Raw genomic sequence first — 24,948 nt, 5'->3', positions numbered from 1 at the left:
GGGTGACGGTTCGCCCGGGGTTCAAGCGATAGTGGGGTACGTGACTGCTGCACCTCACCCCCGTTCCGAAGCCGCCGGATCCGCCCGGGCCGGCCGCCGGAGCCTCGCCGTCGCGCTGCTGTGCGGCGCGCTCGGCGCGGCCGTGGCGCTGCTCGCCACCCGGCAGCGCTGGGCGGAGGGCACCGCGACGGTGGCCGGCGGCGCCTTCCCCCTGACCGCCAAGGGCAGCGACGTCACGGGCGTCCCCGCGGCGCTCGCCGTAGTGGGCCTCGCCGCGCTCGTCGCCGTATTCGCCGTCCGCCGGGCCGGCCGCGTCGTCGTGGCCGCGCTGCTGGCGCTCTCCGGCGCGGGCATCGTCGTCGCAGCCCTGCTCGGCGCCTCCGACGGCTCCGCACTCGACGAACAGGCCGCCCAGGCCTCCGGCGACACCTCCGCCTCCGTGGACACCCTCAGCCACACCGCCTGGCCGTACGTCGCGGCCGTCGGCGGCGTCCTGCTCCTCCTGGCCGGACTGCTCGCCCTGCGCTACGGCCGGCTGTGGCCCGCGATGTCCGGCCGCTACGAGCGGGGCGGCACGCCCCAGCCGCGCCGCAAGGCCCCCGCCGTCGACCCCGACCGGCCCGAGGACCTGTGGAAGGCACTCGACCGGGGCGAGGACCCGACCGGAGCCTGAGCCACACGGGGGAGCGGAGCGCACCCACAGGCGTACCCCCGCTCACCGCCCACGCGCGCGTGCGGGACAATGGGCCCGAGCGTCCTGCTCAGACACGCACACAGCAACGAGGAGCAAGCAATGGCGGGCAGCAGCCACGGTCACACCCCGGCCGCCTGGACCGGTGTCACGATCGCCTTCATCGGTTTCTGCGTCGCGGGCGCGTTCATGGTGATGGACCAGCCGGCGGGCTTCTGGGCCGGCTTGGTGGTCGTGCTGCTCGGCGGTGTCGTCGGCGGCATCATGCGGATGATGGGCCTCGGCCAGCCCAAGGAGCTGCACAAGCCGCACCGGATGACGGGCGACCGCGAGCCGGCGCGCGCCGAGGGCTGATCCTCGGCGCGGACCGCGTTGTCGCGTCAGGGGCGGCCGGCACTCGAGTGCCTGGACCGCCCCTCACGCGTGTGCGGGGCACAATGCATACCGTGAACGCCGACAGCCGAAGGGCGACGCCCAGCGTCCCGGGCCGCCTGGCCGTCCCCGCCGGGGTGCTCGCGGCCGTCGCCGCCGCCTTCGCCTACGTGGGCGCGGTCGACCCCAACGAACCCGGCCACTACCCCGTCTGCCCGCTGCTGCACTACACGGGCCTGTACTGCCCCGGCTGCGGCGGCCTGCGCAGCGCGCACGCGTTCGTCCACGGCGACCTCCCGGCGGCGCTGCACGCCAACGCGCTCGCGGTCCTCGGCTATCTGGCCTTCGCCGTGCTGTGGACCGTATGGGTGGTCCACGCCGCGCGCGGGCGCCCGCTGCGCATCGACCCCCGTCCGGGGCTGGTGTGGAGCCTCGGCGCGTTGCTGCTGGTCTTCACGGTTGTCCGGAATCTGCCCTTCGGTGGCTGGCTCCATCCTTGATCAACTGCCGGATGTCCAGGTAGTGGGACCGGCGTCAACCGGATGCGAGGCCTGCGCCCCGCTGCGGATACCATGCAGTGACCATCGGTTTTCGACTGGCCGCTGGAACTGTCAAGAGTCTGGAAGGGGGCCGCTCGCGTGAGTGTGCTCGACGAGATCATCGACGGAGTCCGTGCCGACCTCGCGGAGCGGCAGGCGCGCGTCAGCCTCGACGAGCTCAAGGAGCGCGCGGCGAAGGCTCCCGCCGCCAAGGACGGTGCGGCCGCACTGCGCGGCGACGGCGTCAAGGTCATCTGCGAGGTCAAGCGCTCCAGCCCGTCCAAGGGCGCGCTGGCCGCGATCGCCGACCCGGCCGGACTCGCCGCGGACTACGAGGCGGGCGGCGCGGCCGTCATCTCCGTCCTCACCGAACAGCGCCGCTTCGGCGGCTCGCTCGCCGACCTCGAAGCGGTCCGCGCCCGCGTGGACATCCCGGTCCTGCGCAAGGACTTCATCGTCACGTCGTACCAGCTGTGGGAGGCCCGCGCCTACGGCGCCGACGTCGTCCTGCTGATCGTCGCCGCTCTCGACCAGCCCGCCCTGGAGTCCCTCATCGAGCGCGCCGAGTCCATCGGGCTCACGCCGCTCGTCGAGGTGCACGACGAGGACGAGGTCGAGCGCGCGGTCGACGCCGGCGCCCGCGTGATCGGCGTCAACGCGCGCAACCTCAAGACCCTCGAGGTCGACCGCGGCACGTTCGAGCGCGTGGCACCGGAGATCCCCGACCACATCATCAAGATCGCCGAGTCCGGCGTCCGCGGCCCGCACGACCTCATCGCCTACGCCAACGCCGGCGCCGACGCGGTCCTGGTGGGTGAATCCCTCGTCACCGGCAAGGACCCCAAGACGGCGGTCTCCGACCTGGTGGCGGCGGGCGAACATCCCGCACTCCGGCACGGCCGGGGCTGATCACCCGCTAGGCTTGCCCCGATGACTCTCACCATGACGACCGTGGACCGGTACGCCCGCCTCGCGCGCGGCTGCCGCCCCCGCGGCTGCCGAGCCCCCGCGCGCCGCGTACACGGCCGCCGGGTTCGCTACGTCATCGGTGACGAGCCGGGCCAGGTCAACGGCATGCGATGGCAGCAACGCCCTTCTTCCAGGGGCGCGGGGAACTGCGCGACCAGCCCCAACGGGCCCGCAGCCAGCTGACAATCCCTGCCCCCACGGCGATTAGTGATCGACACACACTCACCGTGAGGTATTCGCATGCCCAGCCAGTTCTTCATCCCCGACCCCGAGGGTCAAACCCCCAACACCGAAGGCTACTTCGGGGCCTTCGGCGGCAAGTTCATCCCGGAGGCCCTCGTCGCCGCAGTCGACGAGGTGGCCGTCGAGTACGACAAGGCCAAGCACGACCCCGAGTTCGCCAAGGAACTCGACGACCTCCTGGTCAACTACACCGGCCGCCCGTCGGCGCTCACGGAGGTGCCCCGCTTCGCCGAGCACGCCGGAGGCGCTCGCGTCTTCCTCAAGCGCGAGGACCTGAACCACACCGGCTCCCACAAGATCAACAACGTCCTCGGCCAGGCCCTGCTCACCAGGCGCATGGGCAAGACCCGCGTCATCGCCGAGACGGGCGCCGGCCAGCACGGCGTCGCCACGGCCACGGCCTGCGCGCTCTTCGGCCTCGACTGCACGGTCTACATGGGTGAGATCGACACCCGGCGCCAGGCCCTCAACGTCGCCCGGATGCGCATGCTCGGCGCCGAGGTCATCGCCGTGAAGTCCGGCAGCCGCACGCTGAAGGACGCCATCAACGAGGCGTTCCGCGACTGGGTCGCCAACGTCGACCACACGCACTACCTCTTCGGCACGGTCGCCGGCCCCCACCCCTTCCCGGCCATGGTCCGCGACTTCCACCGGGTCATCGGCGTGGAGACCCGCCGCCAGCTCCTGGAGCGCGCGGGCCGGCTCCCCGACGCCGCCGTCGCCTGCGTCGGCGGCGGCTCCAACGCCATCGGCCTCTTCCACGCCTTCATCCCGGACGAGTCCGTCCGCCTCATCGGCTGCGAGCCGGCAGGCCACGGCGTCGACACCGGCGAGCACGCGGCGACCCTGACCGCCGGCGAGCCCGGCATCCTGCACGGCTCCCGCAGTTACGTCCTCCAGGACGACGAGGGCCAGATCACCGAGCCGTACTCGATCTCGGCCGGTCTGGACTACCCGGGCATCGGCCCCGAGCACTCCTACCTCAAGGACACCGGCCGCGGCGAGTACCGCGCGGTCACGGACGACGCGGCCATGCAGGCCCTGCGCCTGCTCTCCCGCACCGAGGGCATCATCCCGGCCATCGAGAGCGCCCACGCACTGGCCGGCGCCCTGGAGGTCGGCAGGGAGCTGGGCAAGGACGGGCTGATCGTGGTCAACCTGTCCGGCCGCGGCGACAAGGACATGGACACCGCCGCCCGCTACTTCGGCCTCTACGACACCGACGCCGAGGTCGCGGCCGACGCGGACACCGACACCGCCGAGATCGAAGGGGACGCCAAGTGAGCGGCAACATCCAGCTGTTGAGCGACACCCTCGCCGCGGCCAAGTCCGAAGGGCGCTCGGCCCTCATCGCCTACCTCCCGGCCGGGTTCCCGACCGTGGACGGCGGCATCGAGGCCGTCAAGGCCGTCATCGACGGCGGTGCCGACATCGTCGAGGTGGGCCTGCCGCACAGCGACCCCGTCCTCGACGGCCCCGTCATCCAGACCGCCGACGACATCGCCCTGCGCGGCGGCGTGAAGATCGCCGACGTGATGCGCACGGTCCGCGAGGCCCACGAGGCCACCGGCAAGCCGATCCTCGTCATGACGTACTGGAACCCCATCGACCGCTACGGCGTCGAGCGGTTCACCGCCGAGCTCGCCGAGGCGGGCGGCGCCGGGTGCATCCTGCCCGACCTGCCCGTGCAGGAGTCGGCGCTGTGGCGGGAGCACGCCGAGAAGCACGGTCTCGCCACCGTCTTCGTCGTCGCGCCCAGCAGCAGGGACGAGCGGCTCGCGCAGATCACCGCGGCGGGCAGCGGTTTCGTCTACGCCGCCTCCCTCATGGGCGTCACCGGAACCCGTGAGTCGGTCAGCTCGCAGGCCGAGGACCTGGTGGCACGCACCCGGGCCACCGGCACGGACCTGCCGGTCTGCGTCGGGCTCGGCGTCTCCAACGCCACCCAGGCCGCCGAGGTCGCCGGCTTCGCCGACGGCGTGATCGTCGGCTCCGCCTTCGTCAAGGCCATGCTGGACGCCCCGGACGACGCTGCCGGTGTCGAGGCCGTCCGCACCCTGGCGGCCGGGCTGGCGAAGGGCGTGCGCGGACAGGCGTAAGAAGCCGGGTAGTCATACAGGTCCCTCGTACGGGTGGACCTGGGGCCGGGGAGGCGCGGTGCGCCTCCCCGGTTCGTTTCCGGGGTGTGAGCGAGAAGAACCGTGAGGGAAGGCGCACCGCCCGTCAGAAGCTGGCGGTCGAGCGCGAGAAGCAGAAGTCCGCTGAGAAGCGCCGGCGCGCGCTGATCGTGGGCGGGGCCGTCGTCGCCGTCCTGGGACTCGCGGCGGTGATCGGCGTCGTCGCGGCCAACGCCGGCAAGGACGACGACAGCGAGGCCTCGGGCCCGGTCGTGGCCCCCTCGGGAGCACAGGGCAAGGACGGCCTGGCCATCCCGGTCGGCAAGGACAGCGCCAAGTCCACGCTCACGGTGTGGGAGGACTTCCGCTGCCCGGCCTGTACGTCCTTCGAGACGACGTACCGGCCGGTGATCCACGAGCTGACGAACGCCGGCCAGCTGAAGGTCGAGTACCACCTGGTCACCCTCATCGACGGCAACATGGGCGGCAGCGGCTCCCGCAACGCGGCCAACGCCGCGGCCTGCGCCCAGGACGCCGGGAAGTTCCCCGCGTACCACGACGTGCTCTTCGACAACCAGCCCCAGGAGGCCGACGACGCCTACGCCGGGAACGCCAAGCTGATCGAGCTGGCCGGCAAGGTCGACGGCCTGGACACCCCCGCCTTCCGCACGTGCGTCGAGGACGGCACGCACAACGCGTGGGTCGCCAAGTCCCACCAGGCCTTCGACAAGGGCGGCTTCTCGGGCACCCCGACCGTGCTGTTCGACGGCAAGAACATCTACCAGGACCGGACGATGACCCCGGCGAAGCTGAAGCAGATGGTGCAGGAGCAGAACAAGGGGTAAGGGCTTTTCTCACGCGCCTGTTATGGACCCGTAGCCGGGCTGCCTGCCCCGGCTCCGGTCCGGCACGGTAGCGTCGACCTTGCCATGGAACTTGCCTTCATTCCCAGCCCGTCACGCGGTGTGCTGTACCTCGGCCCCATTCCGCTGCGCGGCTACGCGTTCTGCATCATCATCGGCGTCTTCGTTGCCGTCTGGCTCGGCAACAAGCGCTGGATCGCCCGGGGCGGGCGGACCGGCACGGTGGCCGACATCGCTGTCTGGGCCGTGCCCTTCGGCCTCGTCGGCGGCCGGCTCTACCACGTGATCACGGACTACGAGCTGTACTTCAGCGAGGGCCGTGACTGGGTGAACGCCTTCAAGATCTGGGAGGGCGGCCTCGGCATCTGGGGCGCGATCGCGCTGGGCGCGCTGGGCGCGTGGATCGGCTGCCGGCGCCGGGGCATCCCGATGCCGGCGTACGCCGACGTCGTCGCGCCGGGCATCGCCCTCGCGCAGGCGATCGGCCGCTGGGGCAACTGGTTCAACCAGGAGCTGTACGGCAAGCCCACCGACCTGCCGTGGGCCCTGGAGATCACGTCCTCCGCGGACGGGCGCGTGCCGGGCACGTACCACCCGACCTTCCTGTACGAGTCGCTGTGGTGCATCGGCGTCGCGGTCCTGGTCATCTGGGCGGACCGCCGCTTCCGGCTCGGGCACGGCCGGGCGTTCGCGCTGTACGTCGCCGCGTACTGCACGGGCCGGGCGTGGATCGAGTACATGCGGGTCGACGACGCCCACCACATCCTGGGCCTCCGGCTGAACGTGTGGACCGCGATGCTCGTGTTCCTGCTCGCGGTCACGTACCTCGTGGTGTCGTCGAAGAAGCGGCCGGGCCGGGAAGACGTGGTGGAGCCGGGCGCGGAGGCCTCCGCCGATGAGAAGACCGGCGGGGACGCCACGGCCGATGACGAGGCGGAGTCCGGCAAGGACGAGGCCAGGAGCGAGGCCGATGACGAGGCAGGGTCGGCGAAGAAGACCTGACCGTCTGCCGTACGTGACCGAGGGCGCCCGAAGATTGCCGGGCGCCCTCGGCGTTTTCCGGGTGGGCGGTGTCAGCGGCGGCGTGCCAGGGACAGGGTGCGCTGGGCCGCCGTCACCACCGCCGTGTCGATGAAGCGGCCGTCCGGGAGGGCCTGGGCACCCGGGTCCGTCGCCGCTGCCTTGATGATCGTCTCCGCCTGTTCGATCTCCTCCTCGGTGGGGAGGAAAGCCCGCTCGATGACCGGGAGCTGGCGGGGATGAAGCGCGACCCGGCCCAGGAAGCCCAGGGCGCGGCCGTGGGCGCAGGAGGCGGCCAGTCCCTCCAGGTCGCGGACGTCCGGGTGGACCGACTGCGCCGGCGGGGGCAGGCCCGCCGCCCGGGCGGCCACGATCACCCGGGAGCGGGACCAGTCGAGCCCCGCGTCGTCACAAACACCCAGGTCGGCCCGTAGGTCCGCCTCCCCGAGCGCGATGCCCCGAAGGGACGGGTGGGCCGTGGCGACGGCGTACGCCCTTTCCACGCCGAGGGCCGTCTCCAGGAGGGCGTACAGGGGCAGTCCGGTGGGGACGGCGTGCTGGGCGATCCGGACGACCTCGGCGGGTGAGCTGATCTTGGGGAGCCGCAGGGCGCAGAGGCCGGGAGCCGGGGCCACGGCGGCGAGGTCCTGCTCGGCCCAGGCGCTGTCCAGGGCGTTGACGCGGACATGGACCGGGACCGGCGGCAGGTCGGCGAGCAGCTCGGCGGTGGCGGCACGGGCGTACGCCTTCCGGTCGGGGGCGACCGCGTCCTCCAGGTCGACGACGACGATGTCGGCGCCGGAGGTGAGGGCCTTGGCCACCACGTGGGGGCGGTCGCCCGGGGCGTAGAGCCAGGTGAGCGGGAACGTGGTCACAGGGCACCCTCCGCGCGCAGCGCCGTGAGGTCGGCCGGGGTGAGGCCCAGTTCGGTGAGGACCTCGTCGGTGTCGGCGCCGTGGGGGCGGCCGGCCCAGCGGATCGCGCCGGGCGTGGCGGAGAGCCGGAAGAGGACGTTCTGCATGCGCAGGGGGCCCAGCTCCGGGTCGTCGACGGTGGTGATGGTGTTCAGGGCCTGGTACTGCGGGTCCGCCATCACGTCCCGGACGTCCTGGACCGGGGCCACGGCCGCCTCGGCCTTCTCGAAGGCCGCCAGGACGTCCGTGCGGGTGCGTGCGGCGATCCAGGAGCCGACTGCCTCGTCCAGGACGTCGGCGTGGCGGGCGCGGTCGGCGCCCGTGGCGAACCACGGCTCGTCGATCAGTTCCGGGCGGCCCACCAGGTGCATCACGCGTTCCGCGACCGACTGGGCCGACGTCGAGACGGCGACCCAGGTGCCGTCCGCGGTGCGGTAGACGCCGCGCGGGGCGTTGTTGGGGGAGCGGTTGCCGGTGCGGGGCTGGACGTGGCCGAGCTGGTCGTACCAGAGGGGCTGGGGACCGAGCGCGGCCAGGATCGGTTCGATCAGGGCCATGTCGACCACCTGGCCCTCGCCGGTGCGGTCGCGGGCGGCGAGCGCCGTCAGCACCGCGTACGCCGTCGTCAGGCCCGCGATGGAGTCGGCCAGGCCGAACGGCGGCAGCGTCGGGGGTGCGTCCGGCTCGCCGGTGATCGCGGCGAAGCCGCTCATCGCCTCGGCGAGGGTGCCGAAGCCGGGGCGGTGGGCGTAGGGGCCGAACTGGCCGAAGCCGGTGACGCGGGCCAGGACCAGGCGGGGGTTGGCGGCCGACAGCTCCGGCCAGCCCAGGTCCCACTTCTCCAGGGTGCCGGGGCGGAAGTTCTCGATGATCACGTCGGCGCCGGCGGCGAGGCGCAGGAGGGTGGTGCGGCCGCCGGGCTTCGACAGGTCGAGGGTGATGGTGCGCTTGTTGCGGCCGAGCATCTTCCACCACAGGCCCACGCCGTCCTTCGACGGGCCGTGGCCGCGGGACGGGTCCGGTTTCGCCGGGTGCTCGACCTTGACGACCTCCGCGCCGAAGTCGCCGAGCAGGGTGGCGGCGAGCGGGCCGGCGAAGAGGGTGGCGAGGTCCAGGACGCGGAGGCCGGTGAGGGGCGCGGTCATGAGCGGTGGGTCTCCCGGTGTGTGAGGTGGGCGAGGGTGTCGAAGCCGGTGCCGTTGAAGTCGCCGATGGAGGTGGACAGGCGGTTCTTCAGGGGGGCCGTCCAGTGGTCGGGCAGGGCCGCGGGGTCTGCGGCCAGCAGGCCGGCGATGCTGCCGGCGGTCGCGCCGTTGGAGTCGGTGTCCCAGCCGCCGCTCACGGCGCGGCAGATCGAGCCGGAGAAGTCACCGTTCGCGTGGGTGAGGGCGGCGGCGATGAGGGCGGTGTTGGGGACGGCGTGCACCCAGTGGTGGTCGGCGGCGTGGGTGGCGTGCAGTTCGTCGACGACCGTGTCGAAGTCGTCGTGTTCCCGGGCGAGTTGGATGGCGTGGTGGACGGCTCTGGCGAGGCGGGAGCGTGGCGGGACGACGGTGAGGCCGGTGCGCAGGCAGGTGTGGACGTCGTGTTCGCCTGTCGCGGCGGTCGCGATGGTGGCCGCCGTGAACATCGCCGCGTAGACGCCGTTGGCGGTGTGGGTGAGGGTGGCGTCGCGGTGGGCCTGTTCCGCGGCGGCGGCCGGGTCGCCGGGGTTGGTCCAGCCGTGGACGTCGGCGCGGATCAGGGCGCCGATCCATTCGCGGAACGGGTTGCGGTGGCGGGCGGTGTGCGGGGGTTCCAGGCCGGTGAGGAGGTTGCGGTAGGCGATGCGTTCGGCGGTGAAGGTGCGTCCGGCGGGGAGTTCGTCGAGCCAGGTGCGGGCCACGTCCGTGGTGGTGAAGGTTTTGCCGTGGCGTTGGAGGACGAGGAGGTTGAGGAGGGGGTAGTTGAGGTCGTCGTCCTCGGGCATGCCGTCGATGTTCTCGGCTAGGGAGGTTTTTGCCGAGCGGCGGTTCCAGGGGTGTGCGGCGAGGAGGTCTTCGGGGACGCCGCGGGCTGTGAGGTAGGTGGTGAGGGGCCAGTTGCCAGTGGATTTGGCCAGTTGGCGGATGGCTTCCATGGGGAGCTTTTCGACGGGTTTGCCCAGGAGGCAGCCGACGGCTCGGCCGAGCCAGGCGGATTCCAGGTGTTGGTCGGGTGTGGCTGGGGTCTGGGCTGGGGCGCTCACCCGCGCTGACGGGGTGCCGCTCTCTGTGGGATGGGCGCCGCCCCAGCGGCACGACTGCCCGCAGCTAGGTGGCCATTCTGGGCATAGCGACCTGATCTTCTCCAGGTCCGTTGGTTCGTCGTCCGCCAAGGCGCTGGGCAGGTCGGCCAGTTCGTCCAGGAGGTCTTCTGCCAGTTGGCGGAGGTAGCGGGACGTCGGGGTGGGGGACGCGCCTGCCGTGGCGGGGGCCTGAGGACCGCCTGCCGCTTTCCAGCGGGACGCGATCCTCGACGGTTGTCGGCCGTCCTGGGTCGCCTGGCGGAGTTCGTGGCCGATCAGGTCCTCCGGCTGGACCCAGGTCAGGCGGAGCATTCCGGGCCTCCGAGGGATGCGAAGGCGTGTTCGTGGGTGCGGCGGCGGGAGGCGTCTTGGGTGAAGATCTCGCGGGTCACGGCCGTGAGGGTCGTGGCCGGTTCCCAGAGGTCCAGGAGACTGGCCTCCGCGACCGTCTTGGCCCAGTCCTGGGGGATCGGTGAGCCGAGGGCTCCGGCCAGGGCGCCGGCCATCGTGGCGATGGAGTCGCAGTCGCGGCCGTAGTTGACGGCGCCGAGGACCGTGTGGCGGTAGTCGCCCTGGGCCACGAGCAACATGCCCAGGGCCACGGGGAGTTCCTCGATCGCGTGGAGGCGGGAGGGGTGGCGGGCGCCGAGGGAGGGGGCGCGGTAGTCGGGGCCGACCGTGTCGTAGGGGGCGACCGCCGCGCGCAGGGGACCCAGGGCCGACTCGAAGTCCGGGTGACGGGAGGCCTCCTCGCAGACCCGCTCGATGGCGGTGCGGGTGCCGTCCTTCGCCAGGGACAGGCAGGCCGAGACGACCGAGTCAGGGGTGGCTCCCGGGGTGCACGCCGCCGCGACCGCCGCGGCCAGGACGCCCGCCGCCTCACGGCCGTACGACGACTGGTGCGCGCCGGCGATGTCGAGCGCCTCGGCGTAGGCCGCCTGCGGGTTGGCGGCGTTGACCAGACCGACCGGGGACATGTACATCGCCGCACCGCAGTTGACGATGTTGCCGGTGCCGGCCTCGCGCGGGTCGGCATGGCCGTAGTGGATCCTCGTCACCAGCCATTTCTCCGCCAGGAAGACGCGGTGCAGGGGGAGGGCCTCGGTCTCCAGTTCCGGGATCCAGCGCGGTTCGGTCATCAGGTCGGGGACGAGGTGGTCGGCGATCGCGTAGGCGTCGAGGTGGTCGCGGACCCGGGCGTAGACGCGGATCAGGGCGTGCGTCATCAAGGTGTCGTCGGTGACGTGGCCGTCGCCCTTGTGGTACGGGGCGAGGGGGCGGGCGGTGCGCCAGTCGTCGCCGTGCCAGGGACCGACGATGCCGTGGACGCGGCCGCCGTGGCGTTCGATGATCTGCTCGGGCGAGTAGCCCTCGACGGGGCCGCCGAGGGCGTCGCCGACGGCGGCTCCGACCAGGGCTCCGGTGATCCGCTCGTCCAGTGTGGCGTTTTGGTGCGGTTTGGGCTGCATGGCCGCATCATCCACCCGGGTGGGCCGGTTGTGCGGCTTCCAGGAGTTCGGCGAGTTCCACGAGGTCCGTGCCGGTGAGGCGGGGGAGGACGCAGCCGGAGAGGGTGCGGCAGGTCTCCCGCCAGGAGGCCGGGATCGAGGCACCGCCGCCCAGCGCGCCGGTGAGGGCGCCCGCCAGGGCCGGGGCGGAGTCCGCGACGCGGGACAGGCAGGCCGCGGCGGGAATCGCCTCCGCGATGCGGCCGCGGGCCGCCGCGGCCAGGGCGAGTGCGACCGGGACCGTTTCGGCGGCGGCGATGCCGTAGCTGTAGACGTGGTCGACGATCTGGTGTTCCAGGGGCGGGACCAGGGCGAAGGCGCTGTCGACGCCGGCGGCGAGGTGCAGGGCGTGCCGGGCGTTGCGGCCGATCTCCGTCTCCTCGGGGAGTTCGGCGAGGGCCGCCGTGACGCAGGCGTCGACGTCCGCGCCGGCCAGGGCGAGGGCGAGCGCCGCCGCCATCGCGCGGGCGCCGTGTACGCCGTCGCCGTCCTGGGTGTAGTGGGCGTCGAACTCGGCGAGGTCGGCGGCGCGCCGGGGGTCGCCCGGGTGGGCCACGGCCAGGACGCAGGCGCGTACGCAGGCCGCGTCGTCGAAGTAGTGGGGGTTGTCGTGGCCGGTGGCGGGCGGGCGCAGGCCGGTGGCGAGGTTGCCGAGGCCTGCGCGGACGGAGATGCGGGCGCGCAGGGGGAGGACGGCGGACTCGATCTCCGGAGCGCTGTCCGCTGCCGCCGCCACCTCGCCGGCGATGGCGTTCCAGGTCAGGTCGATCGCGGCTCGGGTGCGGCGTTCGCGACTGAGGTCGTTGAAGGCGGTGTCGTCGCCGGCCCGGAGGAGGGCTTCCGCGGCGAAGGCCGCCCATTCGGCGTCGTCGGAGGGGCCCAGGCGGAGGGGTTCCGGGGGTTGGTTCAGGGCGATGGGGACGGGGAGGGTGGTCGTGGCGTTGTGTTCGGCGAAGGTGTCCAGTTCGCGGGTGAGGCGGCGGGTCCAGTCGGGCATGCGGGCGGCTCTGTGGCGGGCCGCCGGCCAGCCTGCCGCGTCCCCTGCGGCGAGTCCGAGCAGGAGGCCTTCGGCCTTTTTGTCTCCCATCCGCGCACCGCCCGTAACTGTCACCCGAAGGGTCCTGGTCTCCCGTGGGGCGGCTTCGCCGTCGGCGGCTGACGGTGTCGGCGGGGTCATGCGGGTACCTCCGTCTCCCCGTCCGTTGCCAGTGCGTAGGTGGGTGCCGCCGGTGTCAGCAGGTCCGCCACGTCCAGGACGTGGTAACCCGCCATCGCCGGCAGGCACCGGCCGCGGACCGGCCCGATGGGGGTCGTCCAGGCCTTCGGGATCGCCGAGACTCCCCGGGTCGCGCCCGCCAGGGCGCCCGCGACCGCCGCCGTCGTGTCCGCGTCGCGGCCCATGTTCACCGCCGTCAGGACGGACTGCTCGAAGTCGCCGTCGGCCGCCGCGTACGCGCCGAAGGCGAGGGCGACCGCCTCGGGGGCCAGGTCGGTCCAGGGGTAGCCGCCGATGACGACCGCGGAGCGCACCGCGCGTTCGCCGCGGTGGGCCGCCGTCACCGCGCGGCGCAGGCAGCGGGCCGTCCAGGAGTCGTCGGGCACGACCGCGAGGGCGGCGGCCACGACCGCGATCGGCTGGGCGCCCGCCATCGCCGCGGCCACGCCCGCCGCCACCGCCTGGCCGCCGTAGATGCCCTCGCCGTCATGGCTCACCGAGCCGTCGATCGCCACCAGCCGGGCCGCCTCCGCCGGGCGGCCGGGCGTGAACACCCCGAAGGGGGCCGCGCGCATGGCCAGACCGTCGCTCCAGGCGTGCCGGTGCTGGGCGGAGATGGGGGCCGCCAGGCCCCGGCGGAGGTTCTCCAGCGTGCCGCGTTCGCTGAAGCCGGCGCCCCGGAAGGGGCCCTCGTCGCGGTCGGCGATCCATTCGTGCCAGGCCGCTTCCACGTGCGCGGGGGTGAGTGCCGAGCCGTGCCGGGCCAGGAGGAGGCCCGAGAAGATCGCGTACTCGGTGTCGTCCGTGCCGGCGGGGTGCTCGACGACGTAGCCGGTGATACGGCCCCACCGCGCGCGGATCTCGGAGGGCTTCATGTTCTCGGCCGGGGCCCCGAGCGCGTCACCGACGGCCAGGCCCAGCAGTGCGCCGCGTGCCCGCGCGCGCAGTTCGGTGGCGTCCCCGGGCGCCGGGACGGAGGGGATGCAGGCGATCGATGCCATACGGGATGTGTCCCACTCCGGCGACCGCCGCGAGCCTCGGGGGCCACAGCATCACCCGGTCGACATCTGTGCGAGATCGTCATCAGGTGAGCGCTGAAGGGTAAAACCGCAGGTTAGCCCAGCCTTTCCTTGCTGGCGGCGCCGGAATCCGCGGCGTACTTTGTGTGTTGTAAAAATCTGGAACCTGTCCAAAGAAGCTTGTTCAGCAAGGGAAACGGGGATTTTTCATGGCCATCATCGAGACCGAGGCGGCGCTGCACGAGGCGCACCGGGACAACCACACCCACCGGGACGTGAACGGCGGCTGGCTGCGTCCCGCGGTGTTCGGCGCGATGGACGGCCTCGTCTCCAACCTGGCCCTGATGACCGGTGTCGCGGGCGGCTCGGTCAGCCAGCACACCGTCGTCCTCAGCGGACTCGCGGGCCTGGCCGCCGGCGCCTTCTCCATGGCCGCCGGCGAGTACACCTCCGTCGCCTCGCAGCGCGAGCTCGTCGAGGCCGAGCTGGACGTGGAGCGGCGCGAGCTGCGCAAGCACCCGCAGTGCGAGGAGGCCGAGCTCGCCGCTCTCTACCGGGCGAGAGGGGTCGAGCCGCGGCTGGCCGGTGAGGTCGCCCGGCAGCTGTCGAAGGACCCGGAACAGGCGCTGGAGATCCACGCCAGGGAGGAGCTGGGCATCGATCCCGGCGATCTGCCCTCGCCCACCGTGGCCGCGGTGTCGAGCTTCGGCTCCTTCGCGCTGGGCGCGCTGATCCCCGTACTGCCGTATCTGCTCGGTGCGAGCAGCTTGTGGCCGCCCGTGCTGCTGGCCCTGCTCGGGCTCTTCCTGTGTGGTGCGGTGGTGGCCAAGGTGACGGCGCGCACCTGGTGGTACAGCGGGCTGCGGCAGCTGTTCCTGGGCGGCGCGGCGGCGGGTGTGACGTACGCCCTGGGCACCTTGTTCGGAACGGCCGTAGGATAGTTCGACTCGGACTTATGCGTTGGGCCGCATAAGTAGCCGTTACTTGCTGGTTTCGAATGCGCAACCACGGGGCATGAGCCGTAAGCGCTGCGGGCAATGAGGCCCGTGGGCGCGATCAGCGGGGTGGGCGAAGACGCCCGTCCCGCCCTCGGGCCCGACGGGCATCGATCTCACCCGGTCGTTCCGTACTGGCCCCCCATAGCTTCCACCGTCGGTGCGGTACCCCTGCCGCGAGCCGCCGGTGTCCGCATGTTGGAACGGAATATCCCGGTTCCCGAGAATCGCTCCATCATGTAACCTGCACGAAATTTTGCGATCACGCGAGGGCCAACGTCGTCCCTCGGCACTTGCATATGCCACATGACGACGACGGGAGAGCCGATGCGTACGCCGCGCCAGCCGTCCCAGCACTCCGCGAATGGCCAGAACTGGTCGTTCATGGATGCTCGCCCTGCTGCGCAGGGTATGTACGACCCCCGCAACGAGCACGACGCCTGCGGCGTCGGCTTCGTCGCCACCCTTACCGGCGAGGCGTCCCACACCCTGGTCGAGCAGGCTCTCACCGTCCTGCGCAACCTCGAACACCGCGGTGCCACCGGCTCCGAACCCGACTCCGGCGACGGCGCCGGCATCCTGTCGCAGGTTCCGGACGCCTTCTTCCGTGACGTGGCCGGATTCGCACTGCCCGAGGCCGGTGCCTACGCCGTCGGCACCGCCTTCCTGCCGGAGGACTCCGCCGCCGACGCCGTCTCGCAGATCGAGACGATCGCGGCCGACGAGGGCCTGACCGTGCTCGGCTGGCGCGAGGTGCCGGTCGCTCCCCAGCTGCTGGGTGCCACCGCCCGGTCGACCATGCCGGTCTTCCGCCAGATCTTCGTCAGCGACGGCGCCGCAGTGCCCGCGACGGGCATCGCCCTCGACCGCAAGGCCTTCGTGCTGCGCAAGCGCGCCGAGCGCGAGGCCGGCGTGTACTTCCCGTCGCTGTCCGCGCGGACCATCGTCTACAAGGGCATGCTGACCACCGGCCAGCTGGAGCCCTTCTTCCCGGACCTGTCCGACCGCCGCTTCGCCTCCGCGATCGCGCTCGTGCACTCCCGGTTCTCGACGAACACGTTCCCGTCGTGGCCGCTGGCCCACCCGTACCGCTTCGTCGCGCACAACGGTGAGATCAACACCGTCAAGGGCAACCGCAACTGGATGGTCGCCCGCGAGTCGCAGCTGGTCTCCGACCTGTTCGGCTCCGACGACAAGGCCATCGAGCGGATCTTCCCGGTCTGCACGCCGGACGCCTCCGACTCCGCCTCCTTCGACGAGGTCCTCGAACTCCTGCACCTGGGCGGCCGTTCGCTGCCGCACTCCGTGCTGATGATGATCCCGGAGGCGTGGGAGAACCACGACTCCATGGACCCGACCCGGCGCGCCTTCTACCAGTTCCACTCCAACCTGATGGAGCCCTGGGACGGCCCGGCCTGTGTCACCTTCACCGACGGCACCCAGGTCGGCGCCGTGCTCGACCGCAACGGCCTGCGCCCCGGCCGCTACTGGGTCACCGACGACGGCCTCGTCGTCCTCGGCTCCGAGGTCGGCGTCCTGGACATCGACCCGGCCAAGGTCGTCCGCAAGGGCCGCCTGCAGCCCGGCCGCATGTTCCTCGTCAACACCGCCGAGCACCGCATCATCGAGGACGACGAGATCAAGGCCCAGCTCGCCGCCGAACAGCCGTACGCGGAGTGGCTGGAGGCCGGCGAGATCGAGCTGTCCGACCTGCCCGAGCGCGAGCACATCGTGCACACGCACGCCTCGGTCACCCGCCGCCAGCAGACCTTCGGCTACACCGAGGAGGAGCTGCGCGTCATCCTCGCGCCGATGGCCAAGGCCGGTGCCGAGCCGATCGGCTCGATGGGCACCGACTCGCCGATCGCCGCGCTGTCGGACCGCCCGCGGCTGCTCTTCGACTACTTCACCCAGCTGTTCGCGCAGGTCACCAACCCGCCGCTGGACGCCATCCGCGAGGAGCTCGTCACCTCGCTGCGCTCCTCGCTGGGCCCGCAGGGCAACCTGCTCGACCCGAGCGCGGCCTCCTGCCGCAGCGTCGTGCTGCCCTTCCCGGTCATCGACAACGACGAGCTGGCCAAGCTCATCCACATCAACGCCGACGGCGACATGCCCGGCTTCAAGGCCGCGACGCTGTCCGGCCTGTACCGGGTGCACGGCGGCGGTGACGCGCTGGCCGCACGGATCGACGAGATCTGCGCCGAGGCCGACGCCGCGATAGAGAACGGCGCCCGGCTGATCGTCCTGTCGGACCGCCACTCGGACGCCGAGCACGCGCCGATCCCGTCGCTGCTGCTCACCGCGGCCGTCCACCACCACCTCATCCGCACCAAGCAGCGCACCCAGGTGGGCCTGCTGGTCGAGGCCGGCGACGTCCGCGAGGTCCACCACGTCGCCCTGCTCATCGGCTACGGCGCCGCCGCGGTCAACCCGTACCTGGCGATGGAGTCCGTCGAGGACCTGGTCCGCGCCGGCACCTTCCTGCCGGGCGTCGAGCCCGAGAAGGCCATCCGCAACCTCATCTACGCCCTCGGCAAGGGCGTGCTGAAGGTCATGTCCAAGATGGGCATCTCGACCGTCGCCTCCTACCGCGGCGCCCAGGTCTTCGAGGCCGTCGGTCTCGACGAGACCTTCGTCGCGAAGTACTTCAACGGCACGGCCACCAAGATCGGCGGCGTCGGCATCGACGTCATCGCCAAGGAGGTCGCCGCCCGGCACGCCAAGGGCTACCCGGCCTCCGGCATCGCCCCGGCGCACCGCGCGCTGGACATAGGCGGCGAGTACCAGTGGCGCCGCGAGGGCGAGCCTCACCTGTTCGACCCGGAGACGGTCTTCCGCCTCCAGCACTCCACGCGCTCCGGCCGCTACGACATCTTCAAGAAGTACACCGAGCGCGTGAACGAGCAGTCCGAGCGGCTGATGACGCTCCGCGGGCTCTTCGGCTTCAAGTCCGGCCGCCAGCCGATCCCGGTCGACGAGGTCGAGCCGGTCTCCGAGATCGTCAAGCGGTTCTCGACGGGCGCCATGTCGTACGGCTCCATCTCGCAGGAGGCGCACGAGACCCTCGCCATCGCCATGAACCAGCTGGGCGGCAAGTCCAACACCGGTGAGGGCGGCGAGGACCCGGAGCGGCTGTACGACCCGGCGCGCCGGTCGTCCATCAAGCAGGTCGCCTCCGGCCGCTTCGGTGTGACCTCCGAGTACCTGGTCAACTCCGACGACATCCAGATCAAGATGGCCCAGGGCGCCAAGCCCGGCGAGGGCGGCCAGCTGCCCGGCCACAAGGTCTACCCGTGGGTCGCCAAGACGCGTCACTCGACGCCGGGCGTCGGCCTCATCTCGCCGCCCCCGCACCACGACATCTACTCCATCGAGGACCTGGCCCAGCTGATCCACGACCTGAAGAACGCGAACCCGCAGGCGCGGATTCACGTCAAGCTGGTCTCCGAGGTCGGCGTCGGCACGGTCGCCGCGGGTGTCTCCAAGGCCCACGCGGACGTCGTGCTCATCTCCGGCCACGACGGCGGTACGGGCGCCTCGCCGCTCACCTCGCTGAAGCACGCCGGTGGTCCCTGGGAGCTCGGCCTGGCCGAGACCCAGCAGACGCTGCTGCTCAACGGCCTGCGCGACCGCATCGTCGTGCAGACCGACGGCCAGCTGAAGACCGGCCGTGACGTGGTCATCGCCGCGCTGCTGGGTGCCGAGGAGTTCGGTTTCGCGACCGCGCCGCTCGTCGTCTCCGGCTGCGTCATGATGCGCGTCTGCCACCTGGACACCTGCCCGGTCGGCATCGCCACGCAGAACCCGGTGCTGCGCGAGCGGTACAACGGCAAGGCCGAGTACGTCGTGAACTTCTTCAAGTACATCGCCGAAGAGGTCCGCGAGATCCTCGCCGAGCTGGGCTTCCGCTCCATCGAGGAGGCCGTCGGCCACGCCGAGACCCTCGACGTCACGCGTGCCGTCGACCACTGGAAGGCGCAGGGCCTGGACCTGGAGCCGCTGTTCCACGTGCCCGAGCTGCCCGAGGGCGCGGTCCGCCACCAGCTGATCGCCCAGGACCACGGCCTGGAGAAGGCGCTCGACAACCAGCTGATCAAGCTGGCCGCCGACGCCCTGTCCGCCTCGGACGCCACCGAGGCCCAGCCGGTCCGCGCCCAGGTGGAGATCCGCAACATCAACCGCACGGTCGGCACCATGCTCGGCCACGAGGTGACGAAGAAGTTCGGTGGCGCGGGCCTGCCCGACGACACCATCGACATCACCTTCACCGGCTCCGCCGGCCAGTCCTTCGGCGCGTTCGTGCCGCGCGGTGTCACGCTGCGCCTGGAGGGCGACGCCAACGACTACGTCGGCAAGGGCCTCTCGGGCGGCCGGCTGGTGGTCCGCCCGGACCGCGCGGCCGACCACCTCGCCGAGTACAGCGTCATCGCCGGCAACACCATCGGCTACGGCGCCACCGGCGGCGAGATGTTCCTGCGCGGCAAGGTCGGCGAGCGGTTCTGCGTCCGCAACTCCGGCGCGACGGTCGTCTCCGAAGGCGTGGGCGACCACGGCTGCGAGTACATGACCGGCGGTCACGCGGTGGTGCTCGGCGAGACGGGCCGCAACTTCGCGGCCGGTATGTCCGGCGGTATCGCGTACGTCATCGACCTGGACCGCGACAACGTCAACGCCGGCAACGTGGACGCCATCGAGGCGCTGGACGACACCGACAGGCAGTGGCTGCACGACGTGGTCCGCCGCCACCAGGAGGAGACGGGCTCGACCGTCGCCGAGAAGCTCCTGGCCGAGTGGGACACCGCCGTCGAGCGCTTCAGCAAGATCATCCCCAGCACGTACAAGGCAGTGCTCGCCGCCAAGGACGCCGCCGAGCGAGCCGGTCTCTCCGAGACCGAGACCCACGAGAAGATGATGGAGGCGGCGATCAATGGCTGACCCGAAGGGCTTCCTGAACCACGGGCGCGAGGTCGCCAGGTCCCGCCCCGCCGAGGAGCGCGTCAAGGACTGGAACGAGGTCTACGTCCCCGGCTCCCTGCTGCCGATCATCAGCAAGCAGGCCAGCCGCTGCATGGACTGCGGCATCCCGTTCTGCCACAACGGCTGCCCGCTCGGGAACCTGATCCCCGAGTGGAACGACTACGCCTACCGCGAGGACTGGGCCGCCGCCTCGGAGCGCCTGCACGCGACGAACAACTTCCCGGAGTTCACGGGCCGCCTGTGCCCCGCTCCCTGTGAGTCGGCGTGCGTGCTCGGCATCAACCAGCCCGCCGTCACCATCAAGAACGTCGAGGTCTCGATCATCGACAAGGCGTGGGAGACCGGGGACGTCGCCCCGCAGATCCCGGAGCGCCTGTCCGGCAAGACCGTCGCCGTCATCGGCTCCGGCCCCGCGGGCCTGGCCGCCGCCCAGCAGCTGACCCGGGCCGGCCACACGGTCGCCGTCTACGAGCGCGCGGACCGCATCGGAGGCCTCCTCCGGTACGGCATCCCCGAGTTCAAGATGGAGAAGCGGCACATCAACCGCCGTATCGAGCAGATGCGCGCGGAGGGCACCCGCTTCCGCACCGGCATCGAGATCGGCCGCGACCTGAAGGCGACGGACCTGAAGAAGCGGTACGACGCGGTCGTCCTGGCCGTCGGCGCGACCACCGCCCGTGACCTGTCGGTGCCCGGCCGCGAGCTCAAGGGCATCTACCAGGCCATGGAGTACCTGCCGCTGGCCAACAAGGTGCAGGAGGGCGACTACGTGGCGCCCCCCATCTCGGCCGAGGGCAAGCACGTCGTGGTCATCGGCGGCGGCGACACCGGCGCCGACTGCGTCGGTACGGCCCACCGCCAGGGCGCGGCCTCCGTCACGCAGCTGGAGATCATGCCCCGCCCGAACGACGAGCGGCACCCGGTCAACCAGCCCTGGCCGACCTTCCCGATGCTCTACAAGGTCACCTCGGCCCACGAGGAGGGCGGCGAGCGCGTCTACTCCGTGTCGACGACGCACTTCGAGGGCGACGAGGACGGCAACGTCCAGTGGCTGCACCTCACCGAGGTGGAGTTCATCGACGGCAGGCTGACCCCGAAGCCGGGCACCGAGCGCAAGATCCCCGCCCAGCTCGTCACCCTCGCCATGGGCTTCACCGGTACCGACCGGGAGAACGGCCTGGTCGAGCAGTTCGGTCTGGAGCTCGACGAGCGCGGCAACATCGCCCGTGACGACGACTACCAGACCAACGTGCCGGGCGTGTTCGTCGCCGGTGACGCGGGCCGCGGCCAGTCGCTCATCGTGTGGGCGATCGCCGAGGGCCGCTCGGCGGCGCGCGGGGTGGACCGCCACCTCACGGGCGCCAGCGAACTGCACGCGCCGATCCGCCCGACGGACCGCGCGCTGATGGTCTGACGGAGCGCATCAGAGAAGTGACCTGACGGTCACCCATACGTCCCGCACAAAGGCGTGCGGAACACAGATGGCGCCTGCCCCACCGTCCCCGACCGGACGACCGGGCAGGCGCTGTCGCATGCCCTCAGCCGTTCCCGTTCCCGTTCTTGTCCGGCCACACCTGGATGTGGTCCTCCTCCAGCTCCAGCAGCACCCGGTCCCGCATGCCCAGGGCCGTCGTGTACTCGGCCGGCAACTGCAGGCGGCCCGCGCGGTCGAGCATCGCGTACTCACGGGCCACCAGGGACTCCCGGCCCGCCTCGTCGACCTCCGTGCGGCGCAGTACCTCCGTCGAGGTGCGTCCGTCGCGGATCGCGACCGTGCGGCTGACCTCGCCGGCGACCGCCTGGTCGTGCGTGACGATGACGACCGTCGTGCCCAGCTCCTCGTTGGCCCGGCGGAACGCCGCGAAGACCTGCTGCCCGGTCGCCGAGTCCAGCTCGCCGGTCGGCTCGTCGGCGAGGAGTACGGCGGGGGCGCCCGCCAGGGCGACGGCGATCGCGACGCGCTGCTGCTGACCGCCGGACATCTGCTGCGGACGCCGGTCCCGGCAGTCGGCGACGCCGAGCATGGCCAGCAGCTCGTCCGCCCGTCCGGCCCGCTTCCTGCGCGAGCCGCCCGCCAGCTGCATGGGCAGGACGACGTTCTGCGCCGCCGTCAGATACGACAGCAGATTGCGGGCCGTCTGCTGCCAGACGAAGCCGACCACCTCACGCCGGTACCGCAACCGGGCCTTCGCGTCCATCGTCAGCAGATCACGGCCCGCGACCTTCGCTGTGCCCGCGGTCGGGACGTCCAGGCCGGCGAGGATGTTCATCAGCGTCGACTTGCCGCTGCCCGACGCTCCCACCAGGGCCATCAACTCGCCTTCCCGCACCAGGAGATCGAGCCCCTGGAGCGCCTGCACCTCCACGGCGTCCCCGCCACCGCGCTTGGTGAAGATCCGCACCAGCCGGTCGCAGGCGATCAGGGCGTCGTGCCCGTACGCCGGCCGGTCGCGGTGCCGCGCCGCCCGCCGCTCCAGCTCCGCGAGCGACTGAGTCGTACCGCTCATCGCATGTCTCCTGTCCTGAGGTGAGTGATCGGTGTCAGGCGTCCCGCCCACCAGGCCTGCGCGACGGCCACCGCCCCCGCCAGCAGCACCGCGCCCGCGGCGGGCAGGGCCAGCGACCACAGGTCGGCCCGCAGCACGGCTCCCTGCGGCGCCGTGGCGTCGGACGAGCCGGCCACAGCGAGCCGGTCCAGGTCGATGCCGGGGGCGAGCACCCCGACCGTGGCCCAGCCGACGGCCATGCCCCCGCCGGCCGCGAGCAGCGCCAGGGGCAGCGCCTCCAGGCCGAGCAGGTGACGCCCCTGGCGGGTCGTCAGGCCCAGGGTGCGCAGCCGGGCCAGCAGCGCGGCCCGCTCCGGCGCGGACCGCAGCAGGCCGAGCACAAGGGCCAGCACGGCGTAGCCCGCGCCCGCGAGGACGGCCCAGCCGTAGATCCGTTCGGCGCCCGCCTGCAACGGCGAGTCGGACAGCGCCGCGCGTTCCTCGGCGCGCAGTGTCACGGAGAGGTTGGAGCCGGCGCCGCGCACGGCCGTCCGCAGCGCCTTCGCGTCGAGTCCGGCACCGGCCGCCAGCAGGGTCGTGGGGCCGCCGGAGCCCTTCAGCCCCGCCGCGTCGACCAGCAGGAACTCGCCCTCGGGGACGGCCGGGGTGCGGGGGCGCACGGCGGTGATCCGCACCGTGACCGCTGCGCCGTCCGTCACGATCCGGCGCGGCGCCCGCCCGAGCCGCTCGGCGACCTCGGGGGAGGCGACGGCGTCCAGCACCCCGCCCCCGCTGCCCAACCGGTCGGCCGCGAACCCCCCGAGACCCATCTGCCGGGCCAACTCCGCGTAGGTCTCCGGCTCGACGCCGACCACCGTCAGCGACCGCGTCTCGTCGGACGCGCGCTCCGAGGCGAACTCGAATCCCACGGCCGTGACCTGCCGTACGCCCGCCCCATCCCGTACCGTCCGCGCCAGTCCCGCCGGGAGCGGGGTGCCGTCGGTCGTGTCGATCCGCGCGTCCGCGCCCGTCTCCAGCAGCGCGGCCCGGTCCCGGGTGTCCGCCACGCCCGCCAGCACCGACCCCCCGAACGCGGCCGTCGTCAGGGCCGTCAGCAGGGCGAGCAGCGGCAGCGTGGCGACCGCCGCCGGTGAGCGGGCGGCGCGGGCCAGCGACAGGAACCCGACCACGCCGCGCAGCCGCCCGGCCGGGCCGGCGGCCCACCGCAGGGGCAGCGGGTACAGCCGTACGAGGAGCAGCGCGGCAACCAGCCCGACGAGCACCGGGGCGGCGCTCACCAGCAGATCGCCCGCCCCGTCCGTACCGCGGCGGCGCAGCGCCGCCACCGAGCCGGCGGCCAGCACCAGCACGGTCAGTTCGGCGACCGTGCGGCGCCCGCCGGGCCTGGCCTCGGCGAGGTCGTCGCGCTCCTGGTGCGCCCGCGGCCTGCGATGCGCCACCACCGCGCGCGCCGGCAGCGCGGCACAGGCGAGCAGCGCCACGGCGCCCGCCCCGAGCACGGCGGGCAGCGGCCGGGCCTCGTCCACGACGAGCACCGCGAGCAGCAGACCGCAGGCCGCCGCGGGCACCGCCGGCACTGCGGTCTCGGCCAGCAGCCGCCCGGCGATGCCGCGCAGGGAGCCGCCCCGGGCCCGCAGCAGGGCGAGTTCGGCGGCACGGCGGGCGGCGGCCACGCCGGCGCTCATGACCAGCACGCCGACGGCGACCGCGGCGATCCCGAAGGCCGCGACGGCGACCACGGGCGTGATCGCGTCACGGTTGTCCGTGTAGGAGCCGACGACCTGCTCCAGGCCGGTGGACAACTGCGCCGTCGGACCGGCGACTTGGTGCATGCGTACCAGCCCCGGCCCGTCCTCGAGGGACGCGGCCGCGCCGACGAGCGCCGAGATGTCCCCCGCGGTGAGCCGCCCGGTCGCGGGCGCGAAGCGCCAGTACTTCTCCGGCTCGCCCTGGCCGCCGAGCAGCGCCGGTGCCGCCCCGGGCGCCAGCAGGACGCCAGCCTCCCAGTAGTACAGCGGCGGACGGCTGCCGGTGGAGGCCAGGGCCGGTGTGCGCAGGACCGGCTCCGCGGACCAGTGACTCCGCTGCGGATGCCGGGGCTGGAGGATGCCGGTGATCCGTACGGTCAGCGGTCCGTCCGGGAAACCGGCCAGGGTGAGCGTGGAGCCGGCCCGCAGCCGCAGCGTGCGGGCGGTCTCGGTGGTCACGGCGCCTTCCACCACCCTGGTGTCCACGGTCACCGGCGTGCCGGCGGCGGGCAGCCGGCCCTCCCGCACGGTGGCGTGGCCGGCCGCTTGCGACTGCGCGAGCAGTGTGAACTTGGGCGGCAGTCCGTCTGGCCGGGGCAGCGACGCGTCCAGCGCCTCCAGGCTCTTCCCGGTGCGCACCCCGTACGCCGACTCGGCCGGATCCGCCCGCAGCGGTGCGGGCAGCAGCGCCCGCGCCCGGCCGTCGACCGCCGCGAGCGCCTCAGGCCGCACCGCGTCCGCACGGGCCGGGTCAGGCAGTTCGAGACCGGGCTGCGGAGCCTTCAGCTCCAGCACGGTGGACTCGGGGGAGGCGGTGGCGAGGGCCTCGCGCAGCCCCTCCGTCTCGTACGCCTCGACGGCCCGCGGCAGTACGGCCGCGAGGAACGCCGTGACCAGCACCAGCACACCGAAGGCGACGGTGGACACGGGCGCGGTCCGCAGCCGGGTCCGCACCCAGGGCGCGCCCTGCGCGTTCGGCGGCAT

The 24,948-nt window shown here is 72.6% G+C and carries 20 protein-coding genes; 12 read left to right on the top strand and 8 right to left on the bottom strand.

The features are described 5' to 3' along the window. Positions 1–31: 31 nt before the first annotated feature. The 9 genes from ACIBNA_RS26355 to lgt all read left to right on the top strand — a co-directional run bounded on the left by ACIBNA_RS26355 (position 32) and on the right by lgt (position 6,796). A complete protein-coding gene (locus tag ACIBNA_RS26355) occupies positions 32–673 on the top strand; it encodes a TIGR02234 family membrane protein (protein WP_399167591.1) in 642 nt (213 codons plus the stop codon). A 120-nt stretch (positions 674–793) separates the two neighbouring features. Beyond that, positions 794–1,045, top strand: a complete 252-nt coding sequence (locus tag ACIBNA_RS26350) for an HGxxPAAW family protein (RefSeq protein ID WP_399167590.1) — start codon at positions 794–796, stop codon at positions 1,043–1,045. Positions 1,046–1,128: 83 nt separating this feature from the next. Further along, positions 1,129–1,563, top strand: a complete 435-nt coding sequence (locus ACIBNA_RS26345) for a DUF2752 domain-containing protein (RefSeq protein ID WP_399167589.1) — start codon at positions 1,129–1,131, stop codon at positions 1,561–1,563. A gap of 138 nt (positions 1,564–1,701) precedes the next feature. Beyond that, a complete protein-coding gene (gene trpC / locus ACIBNA_RS26340) occupies positions 1,702–2,511 on the top strand; it encodes an indole-3-glycerol phosphate synthase TrpC (RefSeq protein WP_037668094.1) in 810 nt (269 codons plus the stop codon). Between the two features lie 21 nt (positions 2,512–2,532). After that, entirely contained in the window at positions 2,533–2,754 is a 222-nt protein-coding gene (gene trpM / locus ACIBNA_RS26335) for a tryptophan biosynthesis modulator TrpM (RefSeq protein WP_399167588.1), read from the top strand. Positions 2,755–2,811: 57 nt separating this feature from the next. Then, complete coding sequence (gene trpB, locus ACIBNA_RS26330) at positions 2,812–4,098, top strand: tryptophan synthase subunit beta (RefSeq protein ID WP_399167587.1); 1,287 nt, start codon at positions 2,812–2,814, stop codon at positions 4,096–4,098. After that, entirely contained in the window at positions 4,095–4,913 is an 819-nt protein-coding gene (gene trpA / locus ACIBNA_RS26325; RefSeq protein ID WP_399167586.1) for a tryptophan synthase subunit alpha, read from the top strand. The genes trpB and trpA overlap by 4 nt, the downstream gene beginning before the upstream one ends. An 86-nt stretch (positions 4,914–4,999) precedes the next feature. Beyond that, positions 5,000–5,776 carry a DsbA family protein gene (locus ACIBNA_RS26320; protein WP_399167584.1) on the top strand — a complete coding sequence of 259 codons (777 nt, stop codon included), beginning with the start codon at positions 5,000–5,002 and terminating at the stop codon, positions 5,774–5,776. Positions 5,777–5,860: 84 nt separating this feature from the next. Continuing rightward, complete coding sequence (lgt, locus tag ACIBNA_RS26315; RefSeq protein ID WP_399167583.1) at positions 5,861–6,796, top strand: prolipoprotein diacylglyceryl transferase; 936 nt, start codon at positions 5,861–5,863, stop codon at positions 6,794–6,796. A gap of 71 nt (positions 6,797–6,867) precedes the next feature. Here the strand turns inward: lgt and ACIBNA_RS26310 are convergent, their stop codons facing one another. The 6 genes from ACIBNA_RS26310 to ACIBNA_RS26285 all read right to left on the bottom strand — a co-directional run bounded on the left by ACIBNA_RS26310 (position 6,868) and on the right by ACIBNA_RS26285 (position 13,719). Beyond that, positions 6,868–7,689: an HpcH/HpaI aldolase/citrate lyase family protein gene (locus ACIBNA_RS26310; protein ID WP_399167582.1), complete on the bottom strand. Its 822-nt coding sequence runs from the start codon at positions 7,687–7,689 to the stop codon at positions 6,868–6,870. Next, entirely contained in the window at positions 7,686–8,873 is a 1,188-nt protein-coding gene (locus ACIBNA_RS26305) for a CaiB/BaiF CoA transferase family protein (protein WP_399167581.1), read from the bottom strand. Before ACIBNA_RS26305 ends, ACIBNA_RS26310 begins: the two co-directional genes overlap by 4 nt. Continuing rightward, positions 8,870–10,306, bottom strand: a complete 1,437-nt coding sequence (locus tag ACIBNA_RS26300; RefSeq protein ID WP_399167580.1) for an ADP-ribosylglycohydrolase family protein — start codon at positions 10,304–10,306, stop codon at positions 8,870–8,872. Before ACIBNA_RS26300 ends, ACIBNA_RS26305 begins: the two co-directional genes overlap by 4 nt. Next, positions 10,294–11,463, bottom strand: coding sequence for an ADP-ribosylglycohydrolase family protein (locus tag ACIBNA_RS26295; RefSeq protein WP_399167579.1), 1,170 nt, complete (start codon positions 11,461–11,463; stop codon positions 10,294–10,296). The genes ACIBNA_RS26300 and ACIBNA_RS26295 overlap by 13 nt, the downstream gene beginning before the upstream one ends. Before the next feature lie 7 nt (positions 11,464–11,470). After that, positions 11,471–12,589 carry an ADP-ribosylglycohydrolase family protein gene (locus tag ACIBNA_RS26290; RefSeq protein ID WP_399167578.1) on the bottom strand — a complete coding sequence of 373 codons (1,119 nt, stop codon included), beginning with the start codon at positions 12,587–12,589 and terminating at the stop codon, positions 11,471–11,473. Positions 12,590–12,675: 86 nt separating this feature from the next. Beyond that, entirely contained in the window at positions 12,676–13,719 is a 1,044-nt protein-coding gene (locus ACIBNA_RS26285) for an ADP-ribosylglycohydrolase family protein (protein WP_399167577.1), read from the bottom strand. A 227-nt stretch (positions 13,720–13,946) separates the two neighbouring features. On the opposite strand from ACIBNA_RS26285, the gene ACIBNA_RS26280 reads away from it, so the two are divergent. From ACIBNA_RS26280 to ACIBNA_RS26270, 3 genes are all read left to right on the top strand, one after another. Beyond that, positions 13,947–14,678, top strand: a complete 732-nt coding sequence (locus tag ACIBNA_RS26280; protein WP_399167576.1) for a VIT1/CCC1 transporter family protein — start codon at positions 13,947–13,949, stop codon at positions 14,676–14,678. Positions 14,679–15,059: 381 nt separating this feature from the next. Then, complete coding sequence (gltB, locus tag ACIBNA_RS26275; protein ID WP_399167666.1) at positions 15,060–19,667, top strand: glutamate synthase large subunit; 4,608 nt, start codon at positions 15,060–15,062, stop codon at positions 19,665–19,667. Then, positions 19,660–21,123 (top strand): glutamate synthase subunit beta, encoded by a 1,464-nt coding sequence (locus tag ACIBNA_RS26270; protein ID WP_399167575.1) that lies wholly within the window; start codon positions 19,660–19,662, stop codon positions 21,121–21,123. Before gltB ends, ACIBNA_RS26270 begins: the two co-directional genes overlap by 8 nt. A 124-nt stretch (positions 21,124–21,247) precedes the next feature. Here the strand turns inward: ACIBNA_RS26270 and ACIBNA_RS26265 are convergent, their stop codons facing one another. After that, complete coding sequence (locus ACIBNA_RS26265; protein ID WP_399167574.1) at positions 21,248–22,216, bottom strand: ABC transporter ATP-binding protein; 969 nt, start codon at positions 22,214–22,216, stop codon at positions 21,248–21,250. Continuing rightward, positions 22,213–24,948, bottom strand: coding sequence for an ABC transporter permease (locus tag ACIBNA_RS26260; RefSeq protein WP_399167573.1), 2,736 nt, complete (start codon positions 24,946–24,948; stop codon positions 22,213–22,215). Before ACIBNA_RS26260 ends, ACIBNA_RS26265 begins: the two co-directional genes overlap by 4 nt.

This window comes from Streptomyces sp. NPDC050164 (assembly GCF_044459945.1).
In the GTDB taxonomy this organism is placed as follows: domain Bacteria; phylum Actinomycetota; class Actinomycetes; order Streptomycetales; family Streptomycetaceae; genus Streptomyces; species Streptomyces coeruleorubidus_A.
This window is presented reverse-complemented; position numbering and strand designations above follow the sequence as displayed.